The sequence below is a fragment of the Bradyrhizobium sp. SUTN9-2 genome, assembly GCF_003122645.1.
In the GTDB taxonomy this organism is placed as follows: domain Bacteria; phylum Pseudomonadota; class Alphaproteobacteria; order Rhizobiales; family Xanthobacteraceae; genus Bradyrhizobium; species Bradyrhizobium yuanmingense.
On the sequence record NZ_LAXE01000001.1, the window covers coordinates 734,290 to 759,378 of the forward strand.

The 25,089-nt window shown below is 63.0% G+C and carries 25 protein-coding genes and 1 pseudogene; 14 read left to right on the plus strand and 12 right to left on the minus strand.

What is annotated here, in order from left to right; translation table 11 throughout:
• Positions 1–710, plus strand: a 710-nt coding sequence (locus XF30_RS03440; RefSeq protein ID WP_109141924.1) for a hypothetical protein, incomplete at its 5' end; no start/stop codon positions are given.
• Positions 711–940: 230 nt separating this feature from the next.
• Entirely contained in the window at positions 941–1,663 is a 723-nt protein-coding gene (gene pncA / locus XF30_RS03445; protein WP_036003240.1) for a bifunctional nicotinamidase/pyrazinamidase, read from the plus strand.
• Positions 1,664–1,814: 151 nt separating this feature from the next.
• On the opposite strand, the gene grpE is transcribed toward pncA, so the two are convergent.
• Positions 1,815–2,432, minus strand: coding sequence for a nucleotide exchange factor GrpE (gene grpE / locus XF30_RS03450; protein WP_036003237.1), 618 nt, complete (start codon positions 2,430–2,432; stop codon positions 1,815–1,817).
• Between the two features lie 94 nt (positions 2,433–2,526).
• Positions 2,527–3,615, minus strand: coding sequence for a heat-inducible transcriptional repressor HrcA (hrcA, locus tag XF30_RS03455; RefSeq protein WP_036003234.1), 1,089 nt, complete (start codon positions 3,613–3,615; stop codon positions 2,527–2,529).
• Between the two features lie 168 nt (positions 3,616–3,783).
• Between hrcA and rph the strand changes: the two genes are divergently transcribed.
• From rph to hemW, 3 genes are read left to right on the plus strand one after another with little or no spacing between them, the layout of a single operon-like run.
• The gene (rph, locus tag XF30_RS03460) at positions 3,784–4,497 is read left to right on the plus strand and encodes a ribonuclease PH (RefSeq protein WP_036024340.1); all 714 of its coding nucleotides are present in this window, start codon (positions 3,784–3,786) and stop codon (positions 4,495–4,497) included.
• Between the two features lie 11 nt (positions 4,498–4,508).
• Positions 4,509–5,144, plus strand: coding sequence for an RdgB/HAM1 family non-canonical purine NTP pyrophosphatase (rdgB, locus tag XF30_RS03465; RefSeq protein WP_109141925.1), 636 nt, complete (start codon positions 4,509–4,511; stop codon positions 5,142–5,144).
• A complete protein-coding gene (hemW, locus tag XF30_RS03470; RefSeq protein ID WP_109141926.1) occupies positions 5,131–6,288 on the plus strand; it encodes a radical SAM family heme chaperone HemW in 1,158 nt (385 codons plus the stop codon). The genes rdgB and hemW overlap by 14 nt, the downstream gene beginning before the upstream one ends.
• A 100-nt stretch (positions 6,289–6,388) precedes the next feature.
• On the opposite strand, the gene XF30_RS03475 is transcribed toward hemW, so the two are convergent.
• The gene (locus XF30_RS03475; protein WP_109141927.1) at positions 6,389–7,621 is read right to left on the minus strand and encodes a penicillin-binding protein activator; all 1,233 of its coding nucleotides are present in this window, start codon (positions 7,619–7,621) and stop codon (positions 6,389–6,391) included.
• A 354-nt stretch (positions 7,622–7,975) separates the two neighbouring features.
• On the opposite strand from XF30_RS03475, the gene rsmI reads away from it, so the two are divergent.
• The 7 genes from rsmI (at position 7,976) to XF30_RS03510 (ending at position 15,045) form a co-directional block, all read left to right on the plus strand.
• Entirely contained in the window at positions 7,976–8,926 is a 951-nt protein-coding gene (gene rsmI, locus XF30_RS03480; protein ID WP_109141928.1) for a 16S rRNA (cytidine(1402)-2'-O)-methyltransferase, read from the plus strand.
• Positions 8,913–9,314 (plus strand): YraN family protein, encoded by a 402-nt coding sequence (locus tag XF30_RS03485; protein ID WP_036003220.1) that lies wholly within the window; start codon positions 8,913–8,915, stop codon positions 9,312–9,314. Before rsmI ends, XF30_RS03485 begins: the two co-directional genes overlap by 14 nt.
• A gap of 10 nt (positions 9,315–9,324) precedes the next feature.
• Positions 9,325–10,269 (plus strand): glutathione synthase, encoded by a 945-nt coding sequence (gene gshB, locus XF30_RS03490; protein ID WP_036024326.1) that lies wholly within the window; start codon positions 9,325–9,327, stop codon positions 10,267–10,269.
• 359 nt (positions 10,270–10,628) lie between these two features.
• Positions 10,629–11,450 carry a Flp pilus assembly protein CpaB gene (gene cpaB / locus XF30_RS03495; protein WP_036024324.1) on the plus strand — a complete coding sequence of 274 codons (822 nt, stop codon included), beginning with the start codon at positions 10,629–10,631 and terminating at the stop codon, positions 11,448–11,450.
• A gap of 10 nt (positions 11,451–11,460) precedes the next feature.
• Positions 11,461–12,978, plus strand: coding sequence for a type II and III secretion system protein family protein (locus XF30_RS03500; protein ID WP_109141929.1), 1,518 nt, complete (start codon positions 11,461–11,463; stop codon positions 12,976–12,978).
• A 49-nt stretch (positions 12,979–13,027) separates the two neighbouring features.
• The gene (locus XF30_RS03505; protein ID WP_109141930.1) at positions 13,028–13,759 is read left to right on the plus strand and encodes a CpaD family pilus assembly protein; all 732 of its coding nucleotides are present in this window, start codon (positions 13,028–13,030) and stop codon (positions 13,757–13,759) included.
• Positions 13,756–15,045 carry a CpaE/TadZ family protein gene (locus XF30_RS03510; RefSeq protein WP_036003204.1) on the plus strand — a complete coding sequence of 430 codons (1,290 nt, stop codon included), beginning with the start codon at positions 13,756–13,758 and terminating at the stop codon, positions 15,043–15,045. The genes XF30_RS03505 and XF30_RS03510 overlap by 4 nt, the downstream gene beginning before the upstream one ends.
• A gap of 119 nt (positions 15,046–15,164) precedes the next feature.
• Here XF30_RS03510 and XF30_RS03515 read toward each other — a convergent pair whose 3' ends face one another.
• Together XF30_RS03515 and XF30_RS03520 are read right to left on the minus strand one after the other, a co-directional pair.
• Positions 15,165–15,962: a tetratricopeptide repeat protein gene (locus XF30_RS03515; RefSeq protein WP_109141931.1), complete on the minus strand. Its 798-nt coding sequence runs from the start codon at positions 15,960–15,962 to the stop codon at positions 15,165–15,167.
• Positions 15,963–16,042: 80 nt separating this feature from the next.
• Positions 16,043–16,288 carry a PilZ domain-containing protein gene (locus XF30_RS03520; protein ID WP_109141932.1) on the minus strand — a complete coding sequence of 82 codons (246 nt, stop codon included), beginning with the start codon at positions 16,286–16,288 and terminating at the stop codon, positions 16,043–16,045.
• A 228-nt stretch (positions 16,289–16,516) separates the two neighbouring features.
• Between XF30_RS03520 and XF30_RS03525 the strand changes: the two are divergent.
• A pseudogene (locus XF30_RS03525) lies at positions 16,517–17,158 on the plus strand (magnesium chelatase domain-containing protein); the annotation flags it as partial.
• Positions 17,159–17,342: 184 nt separating this feature from the next.
• Here XF30_RS03525 and XF30_RS03530 read toward each other — a convergent pair.
• The gene (locus XF30_RS03530; protein ID WP_109141933.1) at positions 17,343–17,945 is read right to left on the minus strand and encodes a hypothetical protein; all 603 of its coding nucleotides are present in this window, start codon (positions 17,943–17,945) and stop codon (positions 17,343–17,345) included.
• Between the two features lie 282 nt (positions 17,946–18,227).
• Between XF30_RS03530 and XF30_RS03535 the strand changes: the two genes are divergently transcribed.
• The gene (locus tag XF30_RS03535; RefSeq protein WP_146207657.1) at positions 18,228–18,410 is read left to right on the plus strand and encodes a hypothetical protein; all 183 of its coding nucleotides are present in this window, start codon (positions 18,228–18,230) and stop codon (positions 18,408–18,410) included.
• A 143-nt stretch (positions 18,411–18,553) separates the two neighbouring features.
• Here the strand turns inward: XF30_RS03535 and XF30_RS03540 are convergent, their stop codons facing one another.
• The 6 genes from XF30_RS03540 to XF30_RS03565 all read right to left on the minus strand — a co-directional run bounded on the left by XF30_RS03540 (position 18,554) and on the right by XF30_RS03565 (position 24,591).
• Positions 18,554–21,385 carry a DNA polymerase gene (locus tag XF30_RS03540; protein ID WP_109141935.1) on the minus strand — a complete coding sequence of 944 codons (2,832 nt, stop codon included), beginning with the start codon at positions 21,383–21,385 and terminating at the stop codon, positions 18,554–18,556.
• Between the two features lie 5 nt (positions 21,386–21,390).
• A complete protein-coding gene (locus tag XF30_RS03545) occupies positions 21,391–21,720 on the minus strand; it encodes a hypothetical protein (RefSeq protein WP_109141936.1) in 330 nt (109 codons plus the stop codon).
• Positions 21,721–21,817: 97 nt separating this feature from the next.
• A complete protein-coding gene (locus XF30_RS03550) occupies positions 21,818–22,831 on the minus strand; it encodes a hypothetical protein (protein ID WP_146207658.1) in 1,014 nt (337 codons plus the stop codon).
• Between the two features lie 104 nt (positions 22,832–22,935).
• Positions 22,936–23,460: a hypothetical protein gene (locus XF30_RS03555; protein WP_109141938.1), complete on the minus strand. Its 525-nt coding sequence runs from the start codon at positions 23,458–23,460 to the stop codon at positions 22,936–22,938.
• Between the two features lie 277 nt (positions 23,461–23,737).
• On the minus strand, positions 23,738–24,214 hold the full coding sequence (locus XF30_RS03560) for a rolling circle replication-associated protein (RefSeq protein ID WP_502696156.1): 477 nt from the start codon (positions 24,212–24,214) through the stop codon (positions 23,738–23,740).
• Positions 24,211–24,591 carry a hypothetical protein gene (locus XF30_RS03565; protein ID WP_109141940.1) on the minus strand — a complete coding sequence of 127 codons (381 nt, stop codon included), beginning with the start codon at positions 24,589–24,591 and terminating at the stop codon, positions 24,211–24,213. Before XF30_RS03565 ends, XF30_RS03560 begins: the two co-directional genes overlap by 4 nt.
• Between the last annotated feature and the right edge of the window lie 498 nt (positions 24,592–25,089).

Here is a 25,089-nt window from a genome sequence, read left to right on the forward strand (position 1 = left end):
CCAATCCCGGCGGGACCGGCGGCGTCAAGCAGGACAAGGTCGAGACCCCCGCTGGCCTTGCCTATTTCACCACCGAAAGCGGCAAGGCCGGCGATACCCCGGTGAAGCGGTATTCGATGATCGTGCCCGGCGCCGGCTTCTCCGGCTATGTCGCGGTACAGATCCCGGAGAATGCGACCAAGATCTACACGGACGAGGCGGTGCGACAGATGTTCGCGAGCGCCACCACCCGCAGGCAGGTCTCGGCCGAGGAGCAGATCGCGCTGCTGCCGTTCAAGATCACCGATCTCGCCGACTTCAAGGACATCAAGACCCTGGCACCGGGCTCGAGCATCATCCTGGCCGACGGCGATGAGAGCGTGGGCTACGAGGCGAGGCCGTTCATGATCCTCGGCCTGATCGGCGCCACCCCGCAAGCCGCCGACGACCGCGCCCGCTTCGCCCGGGAGGCGGCGCTCCAGATTCCCGGCGTGCGCGAGTCGCGCATCACCATGTCCGAGCCGATCCGCATCAACGGCCAGCAAGGCTTCGAGACCCGGATCGACGGCGTCAGCGGCAAGGACAAGGTCCCGGTGACGGTGGTGCAGTGGATCCGCTTCTCGAGCGGCGGCGCATCATTGCGCATCATCGCCAGCGCCCCGCGCGACCAATGGCAAGCCGCCTTCACCCGCTTCCGCACCGTACGCGACGGGATTCAGCCGAAGGGGTAGGGCGAAGCCGGCGCTAATCGTGGTTGGTCGCAGTTTCACGAAGAACCTTCGCCCAACTTCTCCCTGTGGTTATGGATCCCGGGTTCGCGCTTTGCGCGCCCGGGGATGACGGCGCTATGGGCTTTGTCAGCCCACGCGCTGGACAGAACCGGCCGCATTTTCAGGCTTCTGTTCGTATACGAACGGAACTAGGCTTCCTCCCGTTGGATCATCCTGGAGGGGAGGTAGACATGCTGGTTCGGCGACAGGTCTTGGCAATGCTTGGAACGACGGCGCTGGCTACGCTCGCGCCAAGCGCGCTGTTCGCGGCCGCACCGATCAAGCCGGACGAAGCGTCCGCGCTGCTCGTGATCGACGTGCAGAACTGCTTCCTGCCCGGCGGGAGCCTCGCGGTGAAGGAAGGCGAGCAGGTGGTGCCGGTCATCAACAAGATCTCGAAGGCATTTGCGAATGTGGTGCTGACGCAGGACTGGCACACGCCGGGCCACGTTTCGTTTGCGTCGGTTCATTCCGGCAAGAAGCCGTTCGAAACGGTCGACCTGCCCTACGGCAAGCAGGTGCTGTGGCCGGACCATTGCGTGCAGGGCACCGAGGGCGCGGCGCTGTCGAAGGACCTGTCGATCCCGCACGCCGAGCTCATCATCCGCAAGGGATTTCACAAGAACGTCGACAGCTATTCGGCCTTCCTCGAGGCCGACGGCAAGACCTCGACCGGGCTCGCCGGCTACCTGAGGGGCCGCAAGATCAAGCGCGTCTTCGTCGCTGGTCTTGCGACAGACTTCTGCGTCGCCTGGACCGCGCTCGACGGGCGCAAGGCGGGCTTCGAGGTCTATGTGGTGGAAGACGCCTGCCGCGGCATCGACACGCAGGGCTCGCTCGCCAAGGCCTGGGCCGACATGGCCAAGGCGGGCGTGAAGCGGATTCAGTCTGCGGATATCGCGGTGAGCGCGTAGGCGGCGCGCCATCTTCCGTCATTCCGGGGCGCGCTTCAGCGCGAGCTATGGTGCGCAATTTGCGCACCTGAGAATCCATTGTGCGGTTGTCTCTGCTGTTCGATGGATTCCGGGTTCTCGACTTCGCCGAGCCCCGGAATGACGCCAACACTCAGTTCGCCGCGCTGCTCGATTCGTTGTTGTTCGCCGCGGGCGCAGTCTTTGCGCCGCCCTTGGCGACGCCGACCAGCGCCGGGCGCAGCACGCGGTCACCGATGGTGTAGCCGGCCTGCATGATCTGCACCACGGTGCCCGACGGCACCGACGCGTCAGGCACTTCGTACATTGCCTGGTGGAAGTTCGGGTCGAACTTCTGGCCCTGAGGATCCAGCTTCTTCACGCCGTGTTTTTCCAGCGCGTTGAGCAGCGCGCGCTCCGTGAGCTCGACGCCCTCGATCAACGAGACCAGGCCGGGATCGGCCGCAGCACGCGCCTCCGCCGGAACGGCATCGAGTGCGCGCTGGAGATTATCGGCGATGTCGAGCACGTCGCGCGCGAAGCCGGTGATGCCATAGAGGCGGGCGTCGGCAACTTCCTTGGCGGTGCGCTTGCGCAAATTCTCCATCTCGGCCAGCGTCCGCAGCATGCGGTCGCGCGCTTCAGCAGCTTCCTTTTGCAGGGTTTCGACCGAACCCGGCTCGGGATCGTCGGGCATGATGTAGGGTTTCGACACCACGGGCTCGCCGGTCGCTGCAGTCGTGTCTTGGGGTTGCCGGTCTTGCTCGGTCATCGGCTCTGATCTCGAACTCGTTTCAGGGATGTTGGCCCGGATATCGTGCTTAAGCCCGCGAAAATCAAGCGCCCGTGATCGGCAGAAAGGCCGGTCAGCCCCCCAACAGGCGGCTGACGATGCGGGCGGCGTAGTCCACGGTCGGGATCACGCGGGCATAATTCAGCCGCGTCGGGCCGATCACGCCGAGAACGCCGACGATGTGGCCGGCGGCATCCCGATAGGGCGAGATGATGGTGGAGGACCCCGACAGCGAGAACAGCTTGTTCTCACTGCCGATGAAGATGCGCACGCCTTCGGCGGTCTCGGCCCGGCCGAGCAGATCGATCACGCCGCGCTTGGTCTCGAGGTCGTCGAACAACAGGCGAACCCGTTCCAGATCCTCCAGCGCGTGCAGATCTTCGAGCAGATTGGCGTGGCCGCGGACGATGAGCTGACGGTCCTCGCTCTCGCCGCCGGACCAGCTGGCAATGCCGGCCGAGATCACTTTCTGTGTCAGCTGATCGAGCTCGGCACGGGCCTCGCCGAGTGCGGTCTCGAGCTCGAGCCGCGCTTCGGCCAAGGTCCGGCCGCGGATCCGCGCATTGAGGAAATTGCCGGCCTCTGTCAGCGCCGAAGAGGGAACTCCGGGCGGCAGCGTCAACACGCGGTTTTCAACCTGGCCGTCTTCGCCGACCAGGATCACCAGCGCTTTTTCCGGTTCCAGGCGGACGAATTCGATGTGCTTCAGCCGCGCATTGGATTTCGGCGTCAGCACGACGGCGGCGGCCCGGGTCAGGCCGGAGAGCCGCATCAAGGCCTGGTCCAGCGCCGCCTCGACCGATTGCGCCTCGCCGACGGACGAGAGCTGGCTCTGGATCGCCTGCCGCTCGGCCTCGTTGAGGTCGCCGACCTGCATCAGGGCATCGACGAAGAAGCGCAGGCCCAGTTCCGTCGGCAGCCGGCCGGCGGAGGTGTGCGGGGCATAGATCAGGCCGAGCTGTTCCAGATCGGCCATGACGTTGCGCACAGATGCCGGCGACAGCGGCATCGCAATCAGGCGGGAAATGTTGCGCGAGCCGACCGGCTCACCGGTCGCGAGATAGCTTTCGACAATTTGACGAAAGATGTCGCGGGAACGCTCGTTGAGCTGGGCAAGGCCTGCGCGCGGCGCGATCAGATGGATCGGATCGTGATGGGCCACAGACGGTAACTCCTCTCGGATCCTTATAATTTGTCCATCCGGGCCGCGTCTGACAAGCGTGGCGTTTGCAGGCCGACGGTCAGGGGGTGAATAAGCCCTTGCCGCCCACCCCCGCCCCACCTACAAGCACCGCGAACAGCCTATTCCCGTGAGTTTTGGAGATTTCCCATGCGGCCAAGCCGCCGTGCGCCCGACGAATTGCGCCCCGTGACGCTGGAGCGCGGCGTGGTCAAATATGCGGAAGGCTCGTGCCTCGTTAAATTTGGCGACACCCATGTGCTGGTCACCGCCACACTGGAGGATCGCCTGCCGCCGTGGCTGAAGGGGCAGGGCCGCGGCTGGGTCACCGCCGAATACGGCATGCTGCCGCGCGCGACCTCCGAACGCACCCGCCGCGAGGCCTCCGCCGGCAAGCAGAGCGGCCGCACCGTCGAGATCCAGCGCCTGATCGGCCGCTCGCTTCGCACCATCGTCGATCTCGAAGCTCTTGGCGAGCGCCAGATCACGGTCGATTGCGACGTGCTCCAGGCCGACGGCGGCACGCGCACGGCCTCGATCACCGGCGCCTGGGTCGCGCTTGCCGATTGCCTCAACTGGATGAAGGCGCGCAACATGGTGAAGGCCAACGTGATGCGCGACAACGTCGCCGCGATCTCCTGCGGCATCTACAACGGCACGCCGGTGCTCGATCTCGACTATGCCGAGGATTCGGAAGCCGAGACCGACGCCAATTTCGTCATGACCGGCGATGGCCGCATCATCGAGGTGCAGGGCACCGCGGAACGCGAGCCGTTCACGCAGGACGAGTTCCTGAAGCTGATCGCCCTGGCGCAGAAGGGCATTGCGCGCCTGGTGGACTTGCAGAAACTGGCCGTGGCGTAGTCAATAGGCCCATGCACCGCCGAATCACCGACAAGCTCGTCATCGCCACCCACAATCCCGGCAAGCTCGCCGAGATGAGGGAGCTGCTCGCGCCGTACGGGATCGAGGCGGTGTCGGCCGGCGAGCTCGGCCTAGACGAGCCCGAGGAAACCGGCAACGATTTCCGCAGCAACGCCGCGATCAAGGCGATCGCCGCGGCGGAGGCGACCAAGCTGCCCTCCTTCGCCGACGATTCCGGCATCGTCGTCGACGCACTCGACGGTGCGCCGGGAATCTACAGCGCGCGCTGGGCCGGTCCATCCAAGGATTTCAACGCGGCGATGGCGCAGATCGAGCGCCTGCTGCAGGAGCGCGGCGCCACCACGCCGGACAAGCGCAAAGCCCACTTCGTCTCGGCGCTTTGTGTGGCCTGGCCCGACGATCATCGCGAGGAGGTCGAGGCGCGCGTCGACGGCACGCTGATCTGGCCACCGCGCGGCGCAGCCGGCTTCGGCTACGACCCGATGTTCCTGCCGGACGGGCACAGCCGCACCTTCGGCGAGATGACCAGCATCGAGAAGCATGGCCTGCCGCCGCTTGGCCTCGGCCTGTCGCACCGCGCCCGCGCTTTTCGGAAACTGGCGGAGATCTGCCTTGAGCCGCGCTAACAAGGATGCGTTTGGCGTCTATGTGCACTGGCCGTTCTGCCTGTCGAAGTGCCCCTATTGCGACTTCAACAGCCATGTCCGCCATGCCGCGATCGACGAGACGCGCTTCGCCGCCGCCTTCGCGCGTGAGATCGCAACGACCGCCGAGCGCGCGCCCGGCCGCGAGGTCACCTCGATCTTCCTCGGCGGCGGCACGCCGTCACTGATGCAGCCCGCCACCGTCGGCGCGGTGTTAGACGCGATCGGCAAGCACTGGACCGTCGCAGGCGACGTCGAGGTAACGCTGGAAGCGAACCCGACCAGCGTCGAAGCCACGCGCTTTGCCGGTTATCGCATCGCAGGCGTCAACCGCGTCTCGCTGGGCGTGCAGGCGCTCGACGACGCCTCGCTCAAAGCGCTCGGCCGCATGCACAGCGCGCGCGAAGCGCTCGATGCCGTCGCCATCGCGCGCCGCGCGTTCGACCGCTATTCGTTCGACCTGATCTACGCCCGCCCCGACCAGACGCCGGCGATGTGGGCGGGCGAGCTGCGGCACGCCATCGATGAAGCGGCCGAGCATCTGTCGCTCTATCAATTGACCATCGAGGAAGGCACGCCCTTCTTCGGCCTGCACCAGGCCGGCAAGCTGAAGACGCCGGACGAAGCGGTCGCCCGCGCGCTCTACGACGTCACGCAGGAGACCTGCGACAAGCTCGGGCTGCCCGCCTACGAGATCTCCAATCACGCGCGGCGCGGCGCCGAATGCCGGCACAATCTGGTGTACTGGCGCGGCGAGGAATATGCCGGCATCGGCCCGGGCGCACATGGCCGTCTCGACATCGACGGGATCAGGCACGCCACCGCCACCGAGAAGCGTCCCGAGGCCTGGCTGATGCGGGTCGAGACCAACGGCGACGGTGTCGTCAGCGACGAGCTCCTCAACAGCGAGGAGCGCGCCGACGAATTCCTGCTGATGGGTTTGCGTCTCGCCGAAGGCATCGATCCCGAGCGCTACAAGGCCCTCGCCGGCCGCCCGCTCGACCCCCGCCGCATCGCGCTCTTGCGCGAGGAAGGCGCGATCACCGTGGATGCGACGGGACGGCTGCGGGTGACCAGCAGCGGTTTTCCGGTGCTGGATGCCGTGGTCGCGGATTTGGCGGCTTAGCGGATCTCGTAGCCCGGATGGAGCGTAGCGCAATCCGGGACGGTCTCACCGCGTGGACAGAACCCGGATTACGCTGCGCTCCATCCGGGCTACGAAACCATTACGCCCCAAAGCTCTTCGGCGAGCCCGCCACCGCAACGCCGCCGCCTTGCGTCACCTTCATCACGGCAAGTCCGCGTTCATTCGTGCCATCAGCACGGAAGCGGAACAGGCCGTCGATGCCGGCGAAGCCTGAGGGGTTGGTGAGCACGTCGGAGGAGAAGCGCTGGCCGCCTTGCGTGCGCGCCAGCGCGGCAACGAGCGCGACCGCGTCATAGGAAAGGGTCGCGGTGCGGATCGGCTCGGCGCCGTATTTCGTGCGGTAGCGGCCGGAGAAGGCGCGGAAGCCGGCCGGATCGGGCGCGGCGTAAAGGCCGCCCTGCAGCGCGGCGCTGGCATAGACGCGCGGATTGTCCCACAGGCCGGTGCCGAGCAGCTGGATGTTGCGCAGGTTCGCGCCCGCGGCCGTCATCGCATCCGCCACTGACACGACGGCATCGCCGTCATCGGCAATGAATAGCGCGTCCGCACTGCCGAGCTGCTGCGCCACGGTGCGCGCGGGCGTGGCGCGATCGGCACCGTATTTCTCGAACGCAACGATGCGCCCGCCGCGCCGCGGCACCGCCGCCTTCACCGCGGCCTCGACGACATTGCCATAGGCGTTGTCGGGCACCAGCACCGCGACGGAGCGCTTTCCGATGCCGGCGGAATATTCGACGATGCGGTTGACGTCGGACTCCGGCAGGAACGAGAGCAGATAGACGCCGCGTCCGGCGATGCTGGAATCGGTCGAGAAGGCGATGACGGAAATGCCGCGCGTGCGCGCGACCTGCGCCACCGCCGGCACCGATTGCGCGAACAGCGGCCCGAGGATGATCTCGGCACCCTCGTCGACCGCCTGCTGCGCGCCGGCCTGCGCGCCTTGCGGGCTGCCATTGTCGTCCTTGATCAGGAGCTGGATGTTCGGGTTCTGGAACTCGGCCAGCGCCATCTCGGCGGCGTTGCGCATCGATTGCGCGGCGAGCCCGGCATTGCCGGCCGCGGAGAGCGGCAGGATCAGGCCGACCTTCACGCCGCCGGTGCCGGCGGTCGTCGCCTGCTGCTGCGGTCCTGCCGGCTGGGCCGGCGGCGCGGAGCTCGAGAACGGGTTGGAGAACTGGCTGAGGCTTTGCTGCACGCCGGCGCAGGCCGACAGCACGGGCGCGCCGAGCAACAGGCCGAGAGCAGTCCGCCGGGTCGCCCCTGGCGATGGGGATCCCGGAAGGTGAGACTTTGGATGACGCAGGCCGACCATGGCAGCTTCTCTTCCGACCCGCCGTCGCCGGCTGATCACGACATTGCTTTCCGCGACGGGGGGCCGCGGATTCAGGCAGTGTGTCGGCAAATAGTTAACCAAAACAAAAGGATAACAACCGCTTAACGCGGCCGCAATCCCGTCCCGGCAGCTCTTCGCCGTCACTCATTCACTCATCAAGGCGGCGTTTCCGTCGCGAATATGGCGCGAGGGCCCCTCCTGCCTCCCGGCGCGATCTCGACCGATCACATTCCCGTCCGTTCCTCGCCCCTCACCTGGATACGATCTTTGGGCACGATCTTTTTCGGCGAGCCGGTTCCCAGCCTTAGCGATCGTGCCTAAGTTGGCTCCATTATGCGCGGAAAGCCGGCCCCGATAAATACGCCTGAAGCTCAAGACGCCGCCTCGCGCGGTTTCTCCATCGATGCCCATCGGCTCGCGGCGCCGAAGGCCGCGCCGGGCCTCCATCTGGTCGCGACCCCGATCGGCAATCTCGGCGACATCACCCTGCGGGCGCTGCAGACGCTCGCCGGCGTCGACGTCATCGCCTGTGAGGACACCCGCATCACGCGCCGCCTGACCGAGCGCTATGCGATCACGGCCCAGCTCAAGCCATATCACGAGCACAATGCGGAGGCCGCGCGTCCCAAAATCCTCGAAGCCCTCGGGCAAGGCGGCTCGGTCGCGCTGGTGTCGGACGCCGGCACGCCGCTGATCTCCGATCCCGGCTTCAAGCTGGTGCGCGAGGTCTGCGCCGCCGGCCATGCGGTGTATGCGCTGCCCGGCCCGTCCTCGGTGCTGGCCGCGCTGTCGGTCGCCGCGCTGCCGACCGACCGCTTCTTCTTCGAAGGCTTCTTGCCGGCGAAATCAGCCGCGCGGCGCAGCCGTCTCACCGAGCTCGCCCGCATTGACGCGACGCTGGTGATGTTCGAGTCAGGCAACCGCGTGCAGGATACGCTGGCCGATCTCGCCGAGATCATGGGGCCGCGCGAGGCCGCGATCTGCCGCGAGCTGACCAAGCTGCATGAGGAGATTTCGCGCGCAACGCTGAGCGAGCTGGCGCGCGAGGCTGCAACGCTGGAGACACGCGGCGAATTCGTGCTGGTGATCGCTCCGCCCGCGGCCGACGCCGAGGTTCTGACATCGGACGCGCTCGATAGTCTGTTGCGCGAGCAGCTTGCCGCGCACAGCGTCAAGGATGCCGTGGCGCACGCGGTCGCGTTGTCGGGCCGGCCGCGCCGCGAGGTCTATGCCCGCGCGCTCGAGCTCGCAAAGGATTCGCGGGGCAGCGATGGCGAAGACTGAGATTCCTGCGGAACCGAAGGTCGCGTCGCCCGAGCGCGTCGCAGCGTTCCAGACCGGTATTTCCGCTGAGAGCCGTGCCGCCGCCTACCTCATGGCCAAGGGCTACCGCATTCTCGCCAAACGTTACCGCACGCCGCATGGCGAGATCGATATCGTGGCGCGGCGCCGCAATCTGATCGCCTTCGTCGAGGTTAAGGCCCGCGCCACGCTGGACGAGGCCGCATTCGCCGTGACGCCGCGCCAGCAGCAGCGCATCATCGACGCCGCCCAAGGCTGGCTCGCAGCGCATCCCGAGCATGCCGAATTCGAATTGCGATTCGACGCCATGCTGATTGCGCCGCGCTCGCTTCCGCGCCATGTGTTGGCGGCATTCGACGCCTCGACCTGAAAGGCAGCCCATGAAACTGAACGTCGCCGTCCAGATGGACCCCATCGCCCGCATCAACATCAAGGGCGATTCCACCTTCGCGCTGCTCTTGGAGGCGCAGAAGCGCGGCCATGGCCTGTCCTATTACACGCCCGACAAGCTCTCGATGGTCGGTGAGGAGCTGGTCGCGCCGGTTCAGCTCCTGACCGTGCGCGACGAGCCAGGCGACCATTTCACCCTCGGCGAGCCCAGGCGCGAGGCGCTGAACGGGTTCGACGTGGTGCTGCTGCGCCAGGATCCGCCGTTCGACCTCGCCTACATCACCTCGACGCATTTCCTGGAGCGCATCCATCCGAAGACGCTGGTCGTCAACGATCCCGCCTCGGTGCGCAACGCGCCGGAAAAGCTGTTCGTGATGAATTTTCCGCAGCTGATGCCGCCGACGCTGATCTCGCGCGACCTCGATGAGATCAACGCGTTCCGCGACAAGTACGGCGCGGTGGTCATGAAGCCGCTGCACGGCCATGGCGGCGCGGCGGTATTCCGCGTGATGCCGCAGGACATGAATTTCGGCTCGCTGTTCGACATGTTCTCGGTGACGTTCAGGGAGCCCTGGGTGATCCAGCAATTCATCCCCGAGGTGAAGCACGGCGACAAGCGCATCATCCTGGTCGACGGCGAGTTCGCCGGCGCGGTGAACCGCGTGCCGGCCGCCGACGACCTCCGCTCCAACATGGTGCGCGGCGGCGCGGCGCAGGAGACCGAGCTCACCCCGCGTGAGCGCGAGATCTGCGCCACGGTCGGCCCGGCGCTGCGCGAGCGCGGCCTGCTGTTCGTCGGCATCGACGTCATCAACGGCAATCTCACCGAGATCAACGTGACCTCACCGACCGGCATCCGCGCCATCGCGCGGCTCGGCGGCCCGGATGTCGCGGCGAAGATCTGGGACGTGATCGAAGCGAAGCGGAAGAAGTAGAGCTCCTGCGCGCAGCCCGGATGGAGCGTTAGAGAATCTGATGCCCCCCACTTGCACCGGCCCCGGATTACGCTTGGTCTCCATCCCGGCTACGGACGACGCTCGCGGCCACCTCGCGCGCTAACGACGTATTCACCATGACGCCGCGCGCGTCATGCGAACGTACGTGCCCGCGTAGGTGAAACTACGGGGCCGTTGGCCGACCCAATAACGCCGCGTTCACCATCTGCCGAAAACCAGCATCGCGGCCGGCGATCACGTTCGGCCTCGCAACACCCCTTATACTTTTGCTGCCTACTCATCGACGCGGGGGAACACGCCAGGTGCGGTTCGAGTGCCCCGCGTAAGAGTAGAAGCGTATGAATACCGCACGCATTGTCGTTCTCGTCATCGCTCTCGGCGCCGGCGGCGTCGCTGCATATCTGGCGAGCGGCTATCAGAATCCGCCCGCGGCCGTCCTGCCCGTCGCCGAGAAGCTGCCGACGGTCGAGGTCCTCATCGCCAAGAACGACATCCAGCTCGGCCAGGCCGTCAAGCCCGAGGACCTGCAATGGCAGGCCTGGCCCGCGGCAACCGCCAGCAGCGCCTTCATCCGCCGCGACAGCAGGCCCGAGGCACCGACCCAGATCGCGGGCTCGATCGCGCGCGTGCCGTTGATGCAGGGCGAGCCGATCCGCGAGCAGAAGCTGGTCAAGGCCGAAGGCTCCGGCTTCATGGCCGCGATCCTGCCGTCCGGGATGCGTGCCGTCTCCACCGAGATTTCAGCCGAAACCGGCGCCGGCGGCTTCATCCTGCCGAATGACCGCGTCGACATCGTCCTGACCCGCCGGCTGAAAAATCCGGACGGCGGCAACACCAACGGCCCGACCGGCGGCAACGACCTCATCCTGTCCGAGGTCATTCTCACCAACATCCGTGTGCTCGCGATCGACCAGGCCCCGAAGGAAAAGGAGGGCCAGAACGCGGTGGTCGGCAAGACCGTCACGCTCGAGCTGCGGCCCGACCAGATCGCCACGCTTTCGGCCGCACGGCAGGGCGGCACTCTGACACTCGCGCTGCGCAGCATCGTCGATGCCAACGCAGTCGACGGCACGCCCGAGGACCAGGCGATCAAGCGCCCGGGCGGCGTGAACGTAATCCGTTACGGCGTCCAGGCACGGCAACTGACGTCACAGAAGTGATGGGGACAGCATGAACTACGGGGGTGATCGGACGGGCTTGCGCATTCGGGGGAAGCGCGTGCGCTCGGTTCTGGCGGGGACGATGTTGGTGCTGGGGCTGCTCGCGGCTTCCGGCGTCCTCAGTGCTGCGGAGGCGCCGGTCGGCGACCAGGCGCCGATGCAGGCGTCGGATCTCGGCTTATCGTCGGTTGGGACTATCGCACCGGCGCGATCGCGCTTTCTGTCGCTCGGCATCGGCAAGTCCGTCGTCATCGACCTGCCGCGCGAGGTCAAGGACGTGCTGGTGGCCGATCCCAAGATCGCCAATGCGGTGATCCGCTCGGCCCAGCGCGCCTATATCATCGGCGGCCAGGTCGGCCAGACCAACGTCGTGTTCTTCGCGGCCGATGGCCAGCAGGTCGCCTCCTATGACATCGCGGTGAAGCGCGACCTCAACGGCATGCGTTCGGCACTGCGCCAGTCGCTGCCGGGCGTGCAGATCGAGGGCGTCGGCGACAGCGTGATGCTGACCGGCTCGGTGTCGAGCCCGGTCGAGGCCCAGCAGGCCGGCGACGTTGCCGCAAAGCTGGTCGGCGGCGCGGACAAGGTCCTCAACAACATCGTCGTGCGCGGCCGCGACCAGGTCATGCTCAAGGTCGTGGTCGGCGAAGTCCGCCGCGACATCGTCAAGCAGCTCGGCGTCGATCTCAGCGCCAGCCTGAATGCCGGCACGGCGGTGGTGAATTTCAACAATTCCAATCCGTTCTCGGTCTCTGGCGGACCGATCGTCAGCAGCAATGGGCTCGGCGTCACCGGCCTCGCCAAGGGCGTCGCCACCGTCAACGCCACGATGCGGGCAATGGAAAGCGCCGGCGTCATGCGGACCCTGGCCGAACCGAGCCTCACCGCGATCTCGGGCGAATCCGCCACTTTCATCGCCGGCGGCGAATTCCCGATTCCCGGGGGCTACGCCTGCGATCCCGTCACTCACGTCTGTACCACCCAGGTCACCTACAAGAAGTTCGGCATCTCGCTGAACTTCACCCCGGTCGTGCTCAGCGAAGGCCGCATCAGCCTGCGCGTGATGACCGAGGTCTCGGAGCTGTCGAACACCAACTCGATCACGTTAACGCAGGCCGTGACCGGGTCCTCGACCAACTCGATCACCATTCCATCGATCCAGACCCGCCGCGCCGAAACGACGCTGGAAATTCCCTCGGGCGGCTCGATGGCGATGGCCGGCCTGATCCAGCAGCAGACCAAGCAGGCGATCAACGGACTGCCTGGTGTCGACCAAGTGCCGATCATCGGCGCGCTGTTCCGCAGCCAGGACTTCGTCAACAACGAGACCGAGCTGATGGTGATCGTGACGCCTTACGTGGTGCGCGCGGTTGCCCAGAAGGAATTGTCGCGGCCCGACGACGGCTTCGCGCCGGCCTCGGACGCACAGAGGGCGCTGCTCGGCAGGGTCAACCGCCTCTATGGCATCGCGAGCCGTGTCGATCCGGTGGCCGGCACGCCGGGCGATTTCGGCTTCATCATCGACTGAGACGAACGGTTTGGGGACCGGGCAAGGCAGGGGCAGGAGGGATCAGGGGATGACGACAACATCAGCCGATCGACGGCGCAATTTGCGGCTCGCGCTGGCACTGACGAGCCTCTCCGTCATGCTCGGCGCCTGCAACACCACCGAGATCGTCACCCAGACGGTGCCGACCGATTATCGCCAGCGCCATCCGATTGCGGTGCAGGAAGGCAAGAAGTCGATCGTGATCTTCGTCGGCAAGAGCAGAGGCGGCCTCTCGGCTGCGCAGCATTCGGACGTCGCGGGCATCGCGCGGGACTGGATGCGCGAAGGCACCGGCTCGGTCGTCGTCGATGTGCCGGTCGACACCGCCAATTCGCGCGCGGCCGCCGCAACCTATCAGGAGATCCGCTCGGTGCTCACGTCCGGCGGCGTGCCGTCGCGCGCCATCGCCCAGCGGCCCTATCGCCCTGAGGATCCGGGGCTGCTGCCCACCATCCGCCTGAGCTATTCCAAGATCACCGCCGTCGCCGGCCCCTGCGGGCTGTGGCCCGAAGATGTCGGCCCCAACATCCTCAACCCCGGCTACACCGAGAACCGCCCCTATTTCAATCTGGGCTGCGCCAGCCAGCGCAATCTCGCCGCGATGATCGACAACCCGGCTGACCTCGAGCAACCGCGCGCCGAGACGCCCGCCTATACCGCACGGCGCGACATCGCGTTCGATCGCTATCGCAAGGGCACGACGACGACGACCACCTATCCCGAATCCGACAAGGCCAAACTCAGCGATACCGCCAAATGACAGGCATCCACGACGAAGACGCGGACGATCCGCAGCATCCCGAGGAACACATCGCCCCGGTTCCTCGCATTTCGGTGCAAGCCTTCTGCGAGACCGAGCAGACGCTCAAGGCGGTGACGGCGGCTGGCCAGGATCGCCGGCTCGCCAAGGCCCATCTCAGCGCCAAGGATGGCGGCCTCGCCGCGGCGATCGAAGCCTATGAATCGATGCCGACGCCGAACGTGATCGTCATCGAGTCCGACGGCACGCGCGACATCCTCGAAGGACTGGATGACCTCGCCGGCGTCTGCGATCCCGGCACACGCGTGGTCGTGATCGGCAGCCCGAGCGACACCGCGCCCTATCGCGAGCTGGTGCGCCGCGGCGTCAACGACTACGTGGTCGGACCGGTCGAGACCATCGACGTGGTCCGCTCGATCTGCAGCCTGTTCTCGGCCTCGGAGGCGATCATCACCGGCCGCGTCATCGCCGTGGTCGGCGCCAAGGGCGGCGTCGGCGCGTCCACCGTCGCGCATAATCTGGCCTGGACCATCGCCCGCGATCTCTCGCTCGATTCCGTCGTGATCGATCTCGACCTCGCCTTCGGCACCGCGGGCCTCGACTACAACCAGGATCCGGTGCAGGGCATCGCAAACGCGGTGCTGTCGCAGGACCGGCCGGACACGGCGCTGATGGAGCGCCTGCTCGCCAAATGCACCGATCGCCTCAGCCTCCTGGCAGCGCCCGCCACGCTCGACCGCGTCTACGATTTCGGTGCCGAAGCCTTCGATGCCGTGTTCGACACGCTGCGCATGACGACGCCCTGCATCGTGCTCGACGTGCCCCATCAATGGTCCGGCTGGACCCGGCGCGCGCTGGTGAACGCCGACGACATCGTGATCGTGGCCGAGCCCGATCTCGCCAACTTACGCAACACCAAGAACATGCTGAGCGTGCTGAAGGCGGCGCGACCGAACGACCGGCCGCCGCTGTACTGCCTCAACCAGGTCGGCATGCACAAGCGCGCGGAGATCGAGGTCAAGGCTTTCGCCAAGACCATGGAGAGCCAGCCGATCGCGGTGATCCCGTTCGATTCGAAACTGTTCTCGACCGCGGCCAATAACGGCCAGATGATCGCGGAGGTCTCCAGGACCCACCGCACCACCGTTCTGTTTCAGAACATGGCGAACCGCCTCGCCGGCCGCGGCGAGGTGAAGAAGCCGAAGCGCTCGCTGCTGGAGCCCCTTTTGAAGAAGCTGAAGGGCAAGTCGGGACGCAGCTCGGCCCCGCATCGCAAGGCGTCGTAGGCGTGGCTTATTTGAGCATGATCTCCGCGCAAACGCGTTCCGCGTTTGTCGCGAGGGAAAACCGCTTCACACTTTGCGCTGACGCGGCCCTTCGGGTCCGGATCATGCTCTAGGGCGGACTACCTGTCCGCCCGCTGCTGCTTTTTCGCCAGCAGCTGCTTCAGCGCCGCGACTTTGGCCGCGGCCTGGTCCGGCGGCAGATCTGCCTTGACGAGGATTTCGGCCTCGGCCTCGCGACCCTGCAATCCCAGCACGAGCGCCAGATTGGCGCGGACCCGCGCATCGTTCTGATTGCGCTGATGGGCGCGGCCGAGCACCTGTTCGGCCTTCGATAGATTATTCTGCAGCATGTAGGACAGGCCGAGATTGGACAGCACGGTCGGCTCGTTCGGCACGATCTTCAACGCCGCAGCGTAATATTGCTGGGCTTCCTCGTTGCGGCCGAGCTGGTCGAGCACAGCGCCCTGCGCCGACAGGATGCGCCAATCGGGATCCTCGGGCGAATGCGCCCGGCCGAGGACGTCGAAGGCCTGCTGGAAATTGCCGTTGTCGGCGAGCGCGCGGCCGTAGCCGGCGAGCAGCGCCTTGTTGCCAGGACGGGCGAGCACGGCCTGCTCCAGCACTGCGACCGCCTGCGCGCGCTGGCCGCTGCCACGCAGCGCCTTGCCGTATTCGAGAGCAATGGCGGGATCGCTCGGCTTGGCGCGATAACGCTCGCGAAGTGCGTCCATCTCCGGCGTGGGGTCGGCCTTGCTGTCGGACTTGCCGTCAAACTTGGCGGCGGACTCCCGCTTGCCGCCGAGCGCACCGGTGACGTCGTCGATGCCGGCCGTCTGACAGCCGCCGAGGGCGAGGATCAGGACGGCGGAACACAGATATCCCGCCGGGGATAAGGCGAGGAACGAACGCTTGGGCATACTCTGATCACTCGGCAACTGATCAGAGATGCTTACCCATTAACGCTAAAGTCCCGTTAAGGAGGCGCGCCTGTTGAGGTTCAGTCGACGAACTCGGCGCCGAATTCGCAGCCGATGCGCCAGCGCAGGCGGCATTGGCGGGAATAATCAGGCGCGAAGATGATGGTGAATTGCGGCGGCACTTCCAGAAATTCCGCCACCACTTTCACGCCGCCATCCGAAATGTCCGTGATCGTGCAATCCCGCGGCAGCGAGCCCGCGCCAAAATAAATCTTGGCGAGACGGCTGCACACCCGACGTTCGCTTCTCCGGCGATTTGCAAGCATTTGAACTGTTCACCCGTTAGACCACGGCCCATCCCGCAGCCCTAGGAGTAGCGGACATTCGTTGGAATGTGCTGAGGAGAGAAGCTGGCATTCGAGACGTAGTGTCGGGACCGCGTTTACGCCTGGTTAGGATTTGATCGGCCGCCAAGTGATTGTTCCCGTATTGTTCTTGCGGAAACGGCCGCGCTCTGCTACCCCTAATTGCAGCAATGGGCAGGCTGGTTCGGCATGGTTCAGCGGGTTTCTACCGTCGCCTTTGAGGGGATCGAGGCCCGCGCGGTCGACGTGCAGGTGCAGGTCGCGCCCGGCCTGCCGGCCTTTGCCATCGTCGGCTTGCCGGACAAGGCGGTATCGGAGGCGCGCGAGCGGGTGCGCTCGGCGCTGATCGCCTCGGGGCTGGCGCTGCCGGCGCGGCGGATCATCGTCAATCTGGCCCCGGCCGACCTCCCGAAGGAGGGCAGCCATTACGACCTGCCGATCGCGCTCGGGCTGATGGCCGCGATCGGCGCGATCCCCCCGGATGCGCTGACCGGCTTCACCGTGCTCGGCGAGCTCGGCCTCGACGGCTCGATCGCGCCGGTGGCCGGCGTCCTTCCCGCCGCGATCGGCGCCAATATGCGCGAGGCCGGACTGATCTGCCCGGCGTCCTGCGGCTCCGAGGCGGCGTGGGCGAGCCCGGACATCCAGATCATTGCCGCACACTCGCTGATCCAGATCGCCAACCATTTCAAGGGCACCCAGGTGCTGTCGCGGCCGACGCCGAAGGTGCATGAGGCCGCCGCCTCGACGCTCGACCTGCGCGACATCAAGGGCCAGGAAAGCGCCAAGCGCGCGCTCGAGATCGCGGCCGCCGGCGGGCACCACCTGCTTAAGTGATGTCCTTTTGATCCTGGATTAATTGGCCACCTGATCTTGATGTGATGTCCGTTTGATCCAGGACTTGGAGTACATCTCATCGTCGAGCGATGGTTATTTCGGGGTTAGCCGGCGCGGGCGTAGCACCCGAAATGCCGTTCTGTCTGCGCAATTCCTTCTGATCCGGCCCACCAAGGGGCTACGCACTGACCTTGAACTCAACGGTGACCTTCTCGACCGCCACGCCGACCCGCTCCGCGAACTCTCGGCGCACGCGATCAACGAAGCTTTCCTCCGCCTCTGGCGCGGCCACTTCAGTTGTCACCTCGGCTGTCAGCACAAGCGGCACGGTCTCCGACCACAACGCTTTCGCCTTAAGGTTCGAGCTGGTTGCCGAGGGACCACGACCAGGTGCGACCGTGTCCAAGCAGACGAAAATAGGCGCGGTCTTTGACAATACAGCGTTGTTCGCCTCGCGAGCGGCAAGATTGGCGTCGAACGCCTTTTCAACTGGCGCTGAGTCGAAGGCGTAGACCTCAGCGCCATTCGGCCCAAGAGCGGCAACGACGATAAGGTCGGCGTCACGCATGCCACGCCATTTGCCATTCTCGTCGCGCATCCAACCGACCCAGCGGTCGGACGAGGTGCGGACCGCCACGTTAATCGACTTACCGCCCTTGGTTGCCGTTAGGCGGGCTCCACCGGAGCCGCGCATCACCTCGACCTTATAGCCCTGGTTGGCGATAGCCCGTTCGGCCGCCGCGCGAAGGGGTTTCTGGTTTGCATACTTACGTTCTGACATTTTACGGCACCTCAGCAAGGGGTTTCTGGAAGCAAGCCAAAACATAGGCCTAAGTTCCGAACTGTCAAGGGGGTTCTCGCAGAACCCCTACCGCGTCACACGAGAACCCCTTCTGCTGCGATCGGATCCATCGCTAGCCGCTGCAGCTCTAGCAAACCAAGGGCGGCCCAGCGGGGCTGCGAAATCTGAATCGATGCAGGTGAGAAGAACGTATCCGACGAACGCGACAGATCGAGGCCGCCCGCCGTGCTAGGTCAGAGAGATTACGACTCGGAGGTAATCGTGGCGCATTCAAAGGACTTCATCGATGGGCTCAAGGCTGCCGAGGCAATTGCTGAAAAGGAGCTGTCCGCAGCCGAAAAGGAATTACGTTACAATCTCGCCGCCAGCGTTAGAGAGCGGACCGAGGTGAGGAGAAACACCGCTGAAACTATCTTGCGAGAAATTCGCCGGGCAATGGTCTAACAATCAGATGAGCAGACCGAAAAAGGGATCGCCCCGCTGGAATGCGGGACGATCTGATTGAGACCGCAGTTAGACCGCCGAGGCCCTGATTGGCTGTCGTTACGTCACTGGTGAGGGTCCGTAAAAGTGACGTATGGGATAGATCAATACAATCTTACGGAGGCGGCGCCTTCGTCTACATTGTCGCGATAATTCCCATCCAGAGAACGACTCCCTCTGACCCGATCGATAAACTGGCATGAGGCCGACAGCGCCTCCTCAAGCTCGTAACCGATCATCGACTTGGTCAGAATGGCTGCGGCTTCAAGGTTCGGTAACCTTTCCGTCAATCTCTCCAGTATCTGAAAAATTCGAGCCGTTCGGGGTGTCGTGTGCGGTTTGAAGACAGCCCGCTTGCCGTTCTCGACGGTCGCCCTCGTAGTCACGATGCCATAGTCCTGAAGCCCGACGTCATTCAGAAGTGCCGCAAAGTCCGCCGCCGACATTGATTGATAGGACGCCAGCCCCGCCTGGCCGTGCTTAAATGCTCGACAGAGATCTCTCTGCAGCCTGCTCACATCAGCAGTTGGGGTTCGTTTGAGATAGGGCGCGTCCTTTGCGTCCAGTCCTGCAATCATGTCGAAGAACCGCGCGAAGTCTCGAAAGTCCCCGAGTGTCTTGATGCATCGGCGGTTCGTACTCCAATGATCGTCCCAAAACCGGCGCAGCTTGTTGAACTCCTCGATGGTCTCCCAGGGCCTCGTGCTGAACACAACGTGTTCGAACTTGCGCCCAAGCGGCAAGACCTCACCGGAGAGCATCGCCACAGCATGCGGTTTCCGTTTGAAGTCGAATTCCATGCTGATGCGGCGCGGGATTTTTTTCGAAACGAGGTCAGCGTCCCACAGGATCGTCTCCCGGATGCTCGTGTGCACCTGGAAGTCAATCTGGCTCGTCGCCGATCGATCGAGGAAAGTCTCGACGATGTAAGCGTTCTGCTCGTCGAGCTCTGTGGAGAAGATCGGTGGTTTGATGCCGGCGCGAGCCAACACGATTGATTCGTCTCTGGCTGCCTCGCCCGGCCGCAACGTTGCTTGGCCCCTGGTTCGCCAGCCAAGAAGCTGCCGGACAGAGTGCTTCTCCTTCAGCGTGTCATCGATGCCCGTCAGTTCTTGACGAAGACGGCCGAATTTCTGTGCAAGAGGTCCAGACTTAGCGACAGCCATCTCGGCCTCAGTCGCATCAGTAATGAACCCATCTGTTGTGACGCTGAAAACCATTCGGTGCGCGGGGATGCGGTTCATAATTTCACCCACAACAGCGCGCACACCGGATGTAATCTCGGCCGCCAGAAACGGATTCGTTATCGGGCTCGGAGATACCCTTTGGCCGCGCTTTGTCCTGAGGTTAAAGACGCGCTTGTCCCTGAGCCCCTGTGCCGTTTTGCCATAGCAGGAGTTCGTAGCCTCCTTCCAGAAGGCTTCATCAAACTCATTGCCTGCGTCCCGAGCGGCGAACCTGTTCGCTATCGACTGCTTGATGAACGGAAAGAAAATCTTGTCATTGACATCCCTGGGGATGCTGATGCCGAGCAGCAGATTGAGCCGGCACCCCATTTGGCGCGCAAGCTCGATCTCGGGCATCGCGCAGCAACTGCGGCCCTTCAGCGGAAAAATGATGCCATTCTGAGATCGAACGGGCAGGACCGGGTATCGGGTAGAGGCGGGAAACTCGAAATCGACCCATACAAGACCGAGATCATCAGGCGCTATTTCAGAGAATGTCCTCACGGTATGCGCCTCAGTCCATCGAGGCCGACCAATACCAGCCATGACTGTGGGGTACGCACCTGAAAGGTCGTAGTCTGAATAGTCTCCGACTGGGCTCGGTCCGAACCACATCTGTTCATTGCGACCGCCATGATAGCAATCAGTCGCAAAATCGATCCAATAGTGAAGCTCTTGGATGAACGGCTCGCGCTTCTGTGTCCGAAAAATGTGCCGTTTGTCATCGTACACCTTCTCCTCCACCCGTTCACGACCGACTACGTCGACCGGATCGAGTCCGCTCGCTTCCCAATCCTTGATCAAAAGCTTCATGCCGATTGAGGAAAGAGCTGTCGGTGCGAAATCGCCGGTGATGTCGGCGACGGTATCAGCGAGCCTCTTGTAATACCGGGCGCAGATTTCGGCATCGAGCAGCGCATACTCCCGAAACAGATTCCAATCGTCAGCCCTCACAAGCTTCATCAGCTTCTTGAGCTGTCGATCCTCCTCGTTGTTGTCGGCAAGCTTGATTTTCTCGACACCGACTAACGGCGCAATCTGCGCCAGGCTCTTACGATTGGCCGCCGTCAACAGGATGGTATCGCGAACGTAGACATTGACGTCTGCATGGTCGTCCTTCGCATCACTGAACGCGATCCGTACTTTGACTGGCATGCCAAGTGACACAAGCGAATTTCGAACGTTTTTCAGCCGGGGAAATATTTGCTTCGTGTCGTCAAAAGCCGGCACGTCAGCGCGATTGTAGTGCCCGACGAGAATGATGGTCTTCGGGATCGGCTCCCCAAGCATCGCCCCCTTGCCGAGCGCGTACACCAGAAACTCGGTGAACGAGAGGCGACGTCCCGGTTCTGGAATGGCAATGCCTGACCATTCGGCACCAGTGTAGTTGATCGCGTAAAACTGGTACGAGAGAACTTCGTACTTTGCCAATCGATTTCGCACTTCTTTGTTCGTGTAGAATTCCTGCAACTGCTGATACTCGGTGTCGAAGCCGAGGATCAGATAGTGCGTGTCCCTTTTGAGATCGCCCCGAACGTCTCCTCGGTCGATTGAGAATTGAGTCTTTGGTCCGGCAGGACGCTCAGCGATCAATGCACTTGGCGTGGCCAACAGGAACGCTTCTCCACCATGCTTCTCCTTCGCTTTCGACGGCATCGCTTGATCGGTGTGCTCAGCGAAGTCGACCGGCTCTTCAGGCATAATGTCCATTGTAATTACTCGCTCCGCTCGCGTTGTTTCCTTCGTTTATGAATGGCCAAGCGCGTTTTCGCGATCTGCACTTCAGCCGCGGTGAATAGGTCCGAGTCGGCAAAGTCGATGATCGCCTGCTCCACTGAAAGATGCTCGAGATCGTGTTCCGCAAGCACCTGAAATCCATCGTATGGCTTGAGCACGTTATTCATATCGACCAGCATCTTGGCGACTGATGCGGCACCGTGCAGGTCGATCAACTCGCGAAGGCCGAAGAACGAATAGTCAATTTGGCTCTCTGCCGTTTCGATGTTGGCGAGAACGTGCTCTTGAAATTTCTCTTCTGATGTCATTTGGATATCGTCTCTCTTTGCGATAGGGCACGTCAGCCGAGGGCATTAATGCCCTCGGACGATCGTGCGTGGCGCTCTGATGCAGTTTTCGTCGGGTTCAGGCGGCCGACTGCTCGTCAGCAATGGCCCATCCATTCACGCCCTCTTTGGCGATGAAGTGGATGTTGCGGGCTTCAATTTTTTTCTGAAGCGTCTTTCTGGTCGAAAGCAACGAACCCCGACTACCTCGAATGAGGAGAACGGCCTCATCCCCACTAATGTCCGCGAGAGACAGCACCTCGATCAACTTTTCACTGAGTTGATACACATCTTGGGACTTCGGGGTGGTCGTGACAATCGTCGTGGGCTCATCGGAGCCGGCTCCGGAGTCCGCTTGATCCGTCTCCTTCTCGTTGACGACGTCTCCGGTTTCGCTCTGCGCGACCATATCCCGTCGCGAGATGGATGCTGGCACAGTGCTTCGGTCGTTGGGCTCAGCGCGACGTTTATCAGCAGTTTCGGTCTGAACCGGCTGCACCGTGGAAGTCTTGGCAGGGGTCGGCGGCCGGAGCTTGTCGCGCTCCTTCTTCAACCAATCGCGTGTAGCCGGACCATCGCTACTCGCGAGCATTTCGTGCAACTTGGCGATTGCGGCATCAGCATCCTCGATGCCTCGAATATCTTCGATTGCATCGTAAAGCAGTGCCATTTGGTACAGCACCGAATAGCCGGGCTGTACATATGGAAGGATCTTGGGATGCAGAATGACCTTCGCGTTCTGCTTGATCTTCTTCAGCCTGGAGACCGTCGAGTTTGACGTCTTGGCGCCCACGCCTTCTGCGACCTCTGCTGCCGTGAGGACCTTTGCCCTTGCAAGCTCCAAGAGGAATTCCTTCATCAGCGTCTCGTCCGTCGCGAATGCCGTCATGCCTTCCGACAGGACAACCGTGCACGACACCTCCTCCTCCACGCTTGCGGCACGGTGAGCAACGAACCTTTTGGCAAAGCTGGCTGGGTTGTTGACCTCTTGAGCCGACCCCTCGGGACTAACAAGGCCTCCTTGTTTTGAACCGTCGGTGCAAAAATCGCCCGGCAATTCGTTGAGTGGCTGGTCTTCCGTAAGTACCTGCATATCAACACCTTTTGGTTGGTTTCGGTGCTGATAGTCGTATCGATGAGTGGGGGCTGCGTCGTGTAGGTTATTGCAGTCTGCTCCTACACGACCTGGGTGCAATCCTAGCCGTCGAATAGCTTCAGCAGCTCGATATCCTCTTCCGATGCCGCGCCGTTCGCCGCACGGTCTCTCTTCTCTCTCAGAATTTCCTGAAGCTGGATGCGCAGGCTCTCGCCCGTTGCCGGGTATTCATTAGGTTTGCTGTTATGGAGGCGTTCACAAAGCAGGCCTCGGCGGTTGTTCTCGCCCTCGATGCGCTGTGCCGCCACGTCACGAAGGAACTTGTTCTTTTCGCTCTCAGTCCAGTCGGTCGTTACGCGTGTCCAATACTTCGCGTAGGCATTTACAACGGCCACCAACATGAACTGCCAGTGCCCTGGTTTATTAGTGTCGAGGCCGGCTCTATCGAACATTTCGGCCAGACCCGGAGCGCTGTCTTCGTCTGGTACGAGTGGCGAAAACTCACCCGGCCAGTCGTCGCCATCTCGTTTCACGTCGTCCAAGAACTCGAACAGATCCTCCCGGAAGTTGCGGCTATGTTGCCTCTTGGCTCCTTCCGACGCCTTCTTTAAGGGCTTCTTTGTCACTTCGCATCACCTCTTGGCTCTCTCTGCCGAAGACTAATTGAACCATATCGACCGTTGAAGTTTCATTCGGTCCGGTTTCTCGCAACCCTGTCCGCTTCAGCCGATAGCAGTCACCTGGGGCTTGCTGGTCACAGACTTGCCGCTTCGAGATACTTCTAAGACTGCGCCTTCTACAATTGTCGCTTCTTACTTGTTGGAGCGCAGTTAACTATTAAAGCGTCCCATTCGCAGACGCCCTTTGCACTTCAACAAACGATCGGTTGCCTGAGAGGAGACTTCACTCAGCAAACAATTGGCAATTGACCCAATCTATGGAATCGAAAAGCGAGCGCTTCTGGCGCTGCTTGAGGAGATAATTTGTCCAGCCCTCGTTAGGCTCGTCTTGGATATCGACCTGGCGATACCCGAAATCTGTCTTCGCCCATTCTTCACGCACCACGGCAATGAACCGGTGGAAAGTGCAATGGTATGGGCGGTCAATGATGCAGTGATAATGCAATCGATTGTCCGCGCTGGTTTCGAGCACTACGATCATCAGCAGGTGTCTGCCGTATCGCTTGGCCGCACTCCCGAGTAGCGAGTGCTCAAGTCTGTTGCGGAAATGCTTGAAGTTCTCGGAAGCAACTATGTCATCTGCCGAACGTGCGCCGTGTCGCTTCTTCATTGTGAGGGTCAGGGCTGCCGGCGCTATGAATGGCATTGTGTTTATCAGACGAGCCAATTGCTCTCGACATGCCTGCTCGGGTGGCATCATCGATATCGGATCGGTTGCCAACGACGAGCCCTGCGAAGCCGACACAGCGTGCGAAGAAGGAAGTGGCGAGCCTTGTCGCTCAGGATGAGCACCGCACTGGTTGGGCCGGTCAGCAACATCTTCTGCTCGCCGATCGAAGTAAGGCCAGCAAGCCTGATCCGATACTTCCCCTTCGTGCGACGCGCATAGAGAGACTTGCGTAGGTCCATCAGCTCGGCGAAATCGTCTGGCTCGTTCTGCTTCAGCCATTCGAGGACATCGGTTGGAAAGCCGTTCCGATATCGATCGCGATATTCCGGCTTTTGCTGCTGCGATGGTTTGTGGGGGAAAGGATTTGAATCGGGCTCTGAGTCCCATAGCGGCGGCGCATCAACCATACATGTCTCCATTGGGTTCGGGATCGTGAGCCGCACGTTGGTTTGCGGCCCCAATGGATGTATTTAGAATCTGGAAGATCACTATCGCCGTGTTTGGGAGCAATTCCGGTTGACGGCCGGCGAGCTAAGCTCACGATCTCGATCCAACCTTGAGTTTGGATATGCCGCATATTTTGCACCGCCGGTGCAACGCAGTGGTTCATAGCCAACTGGTAGCCGGCAGTGGAAGCCAGTAGAGCTATCGAAGATAGCCAAGCTCAATGGTGACTTCAAAAGGAATGCGGAACACTGCTCGGTGCGTTTCTTTATCTGCGTTCGATCAGTGCCGCACGCGGACGATCTTGGTTTTGGATTGGGGTAGCTTCGGTCGTTTGTACCGCCTTGGTGTCTGCAGCCGTTGGACCCCCTCAACCAAAGAAAGCGCGCTACGGACCCACACGGAAGCCATGAGTTTGAGGGAGCTAGGAAGTGACCAAGACGAAGCAAGAGCGGAAGCGT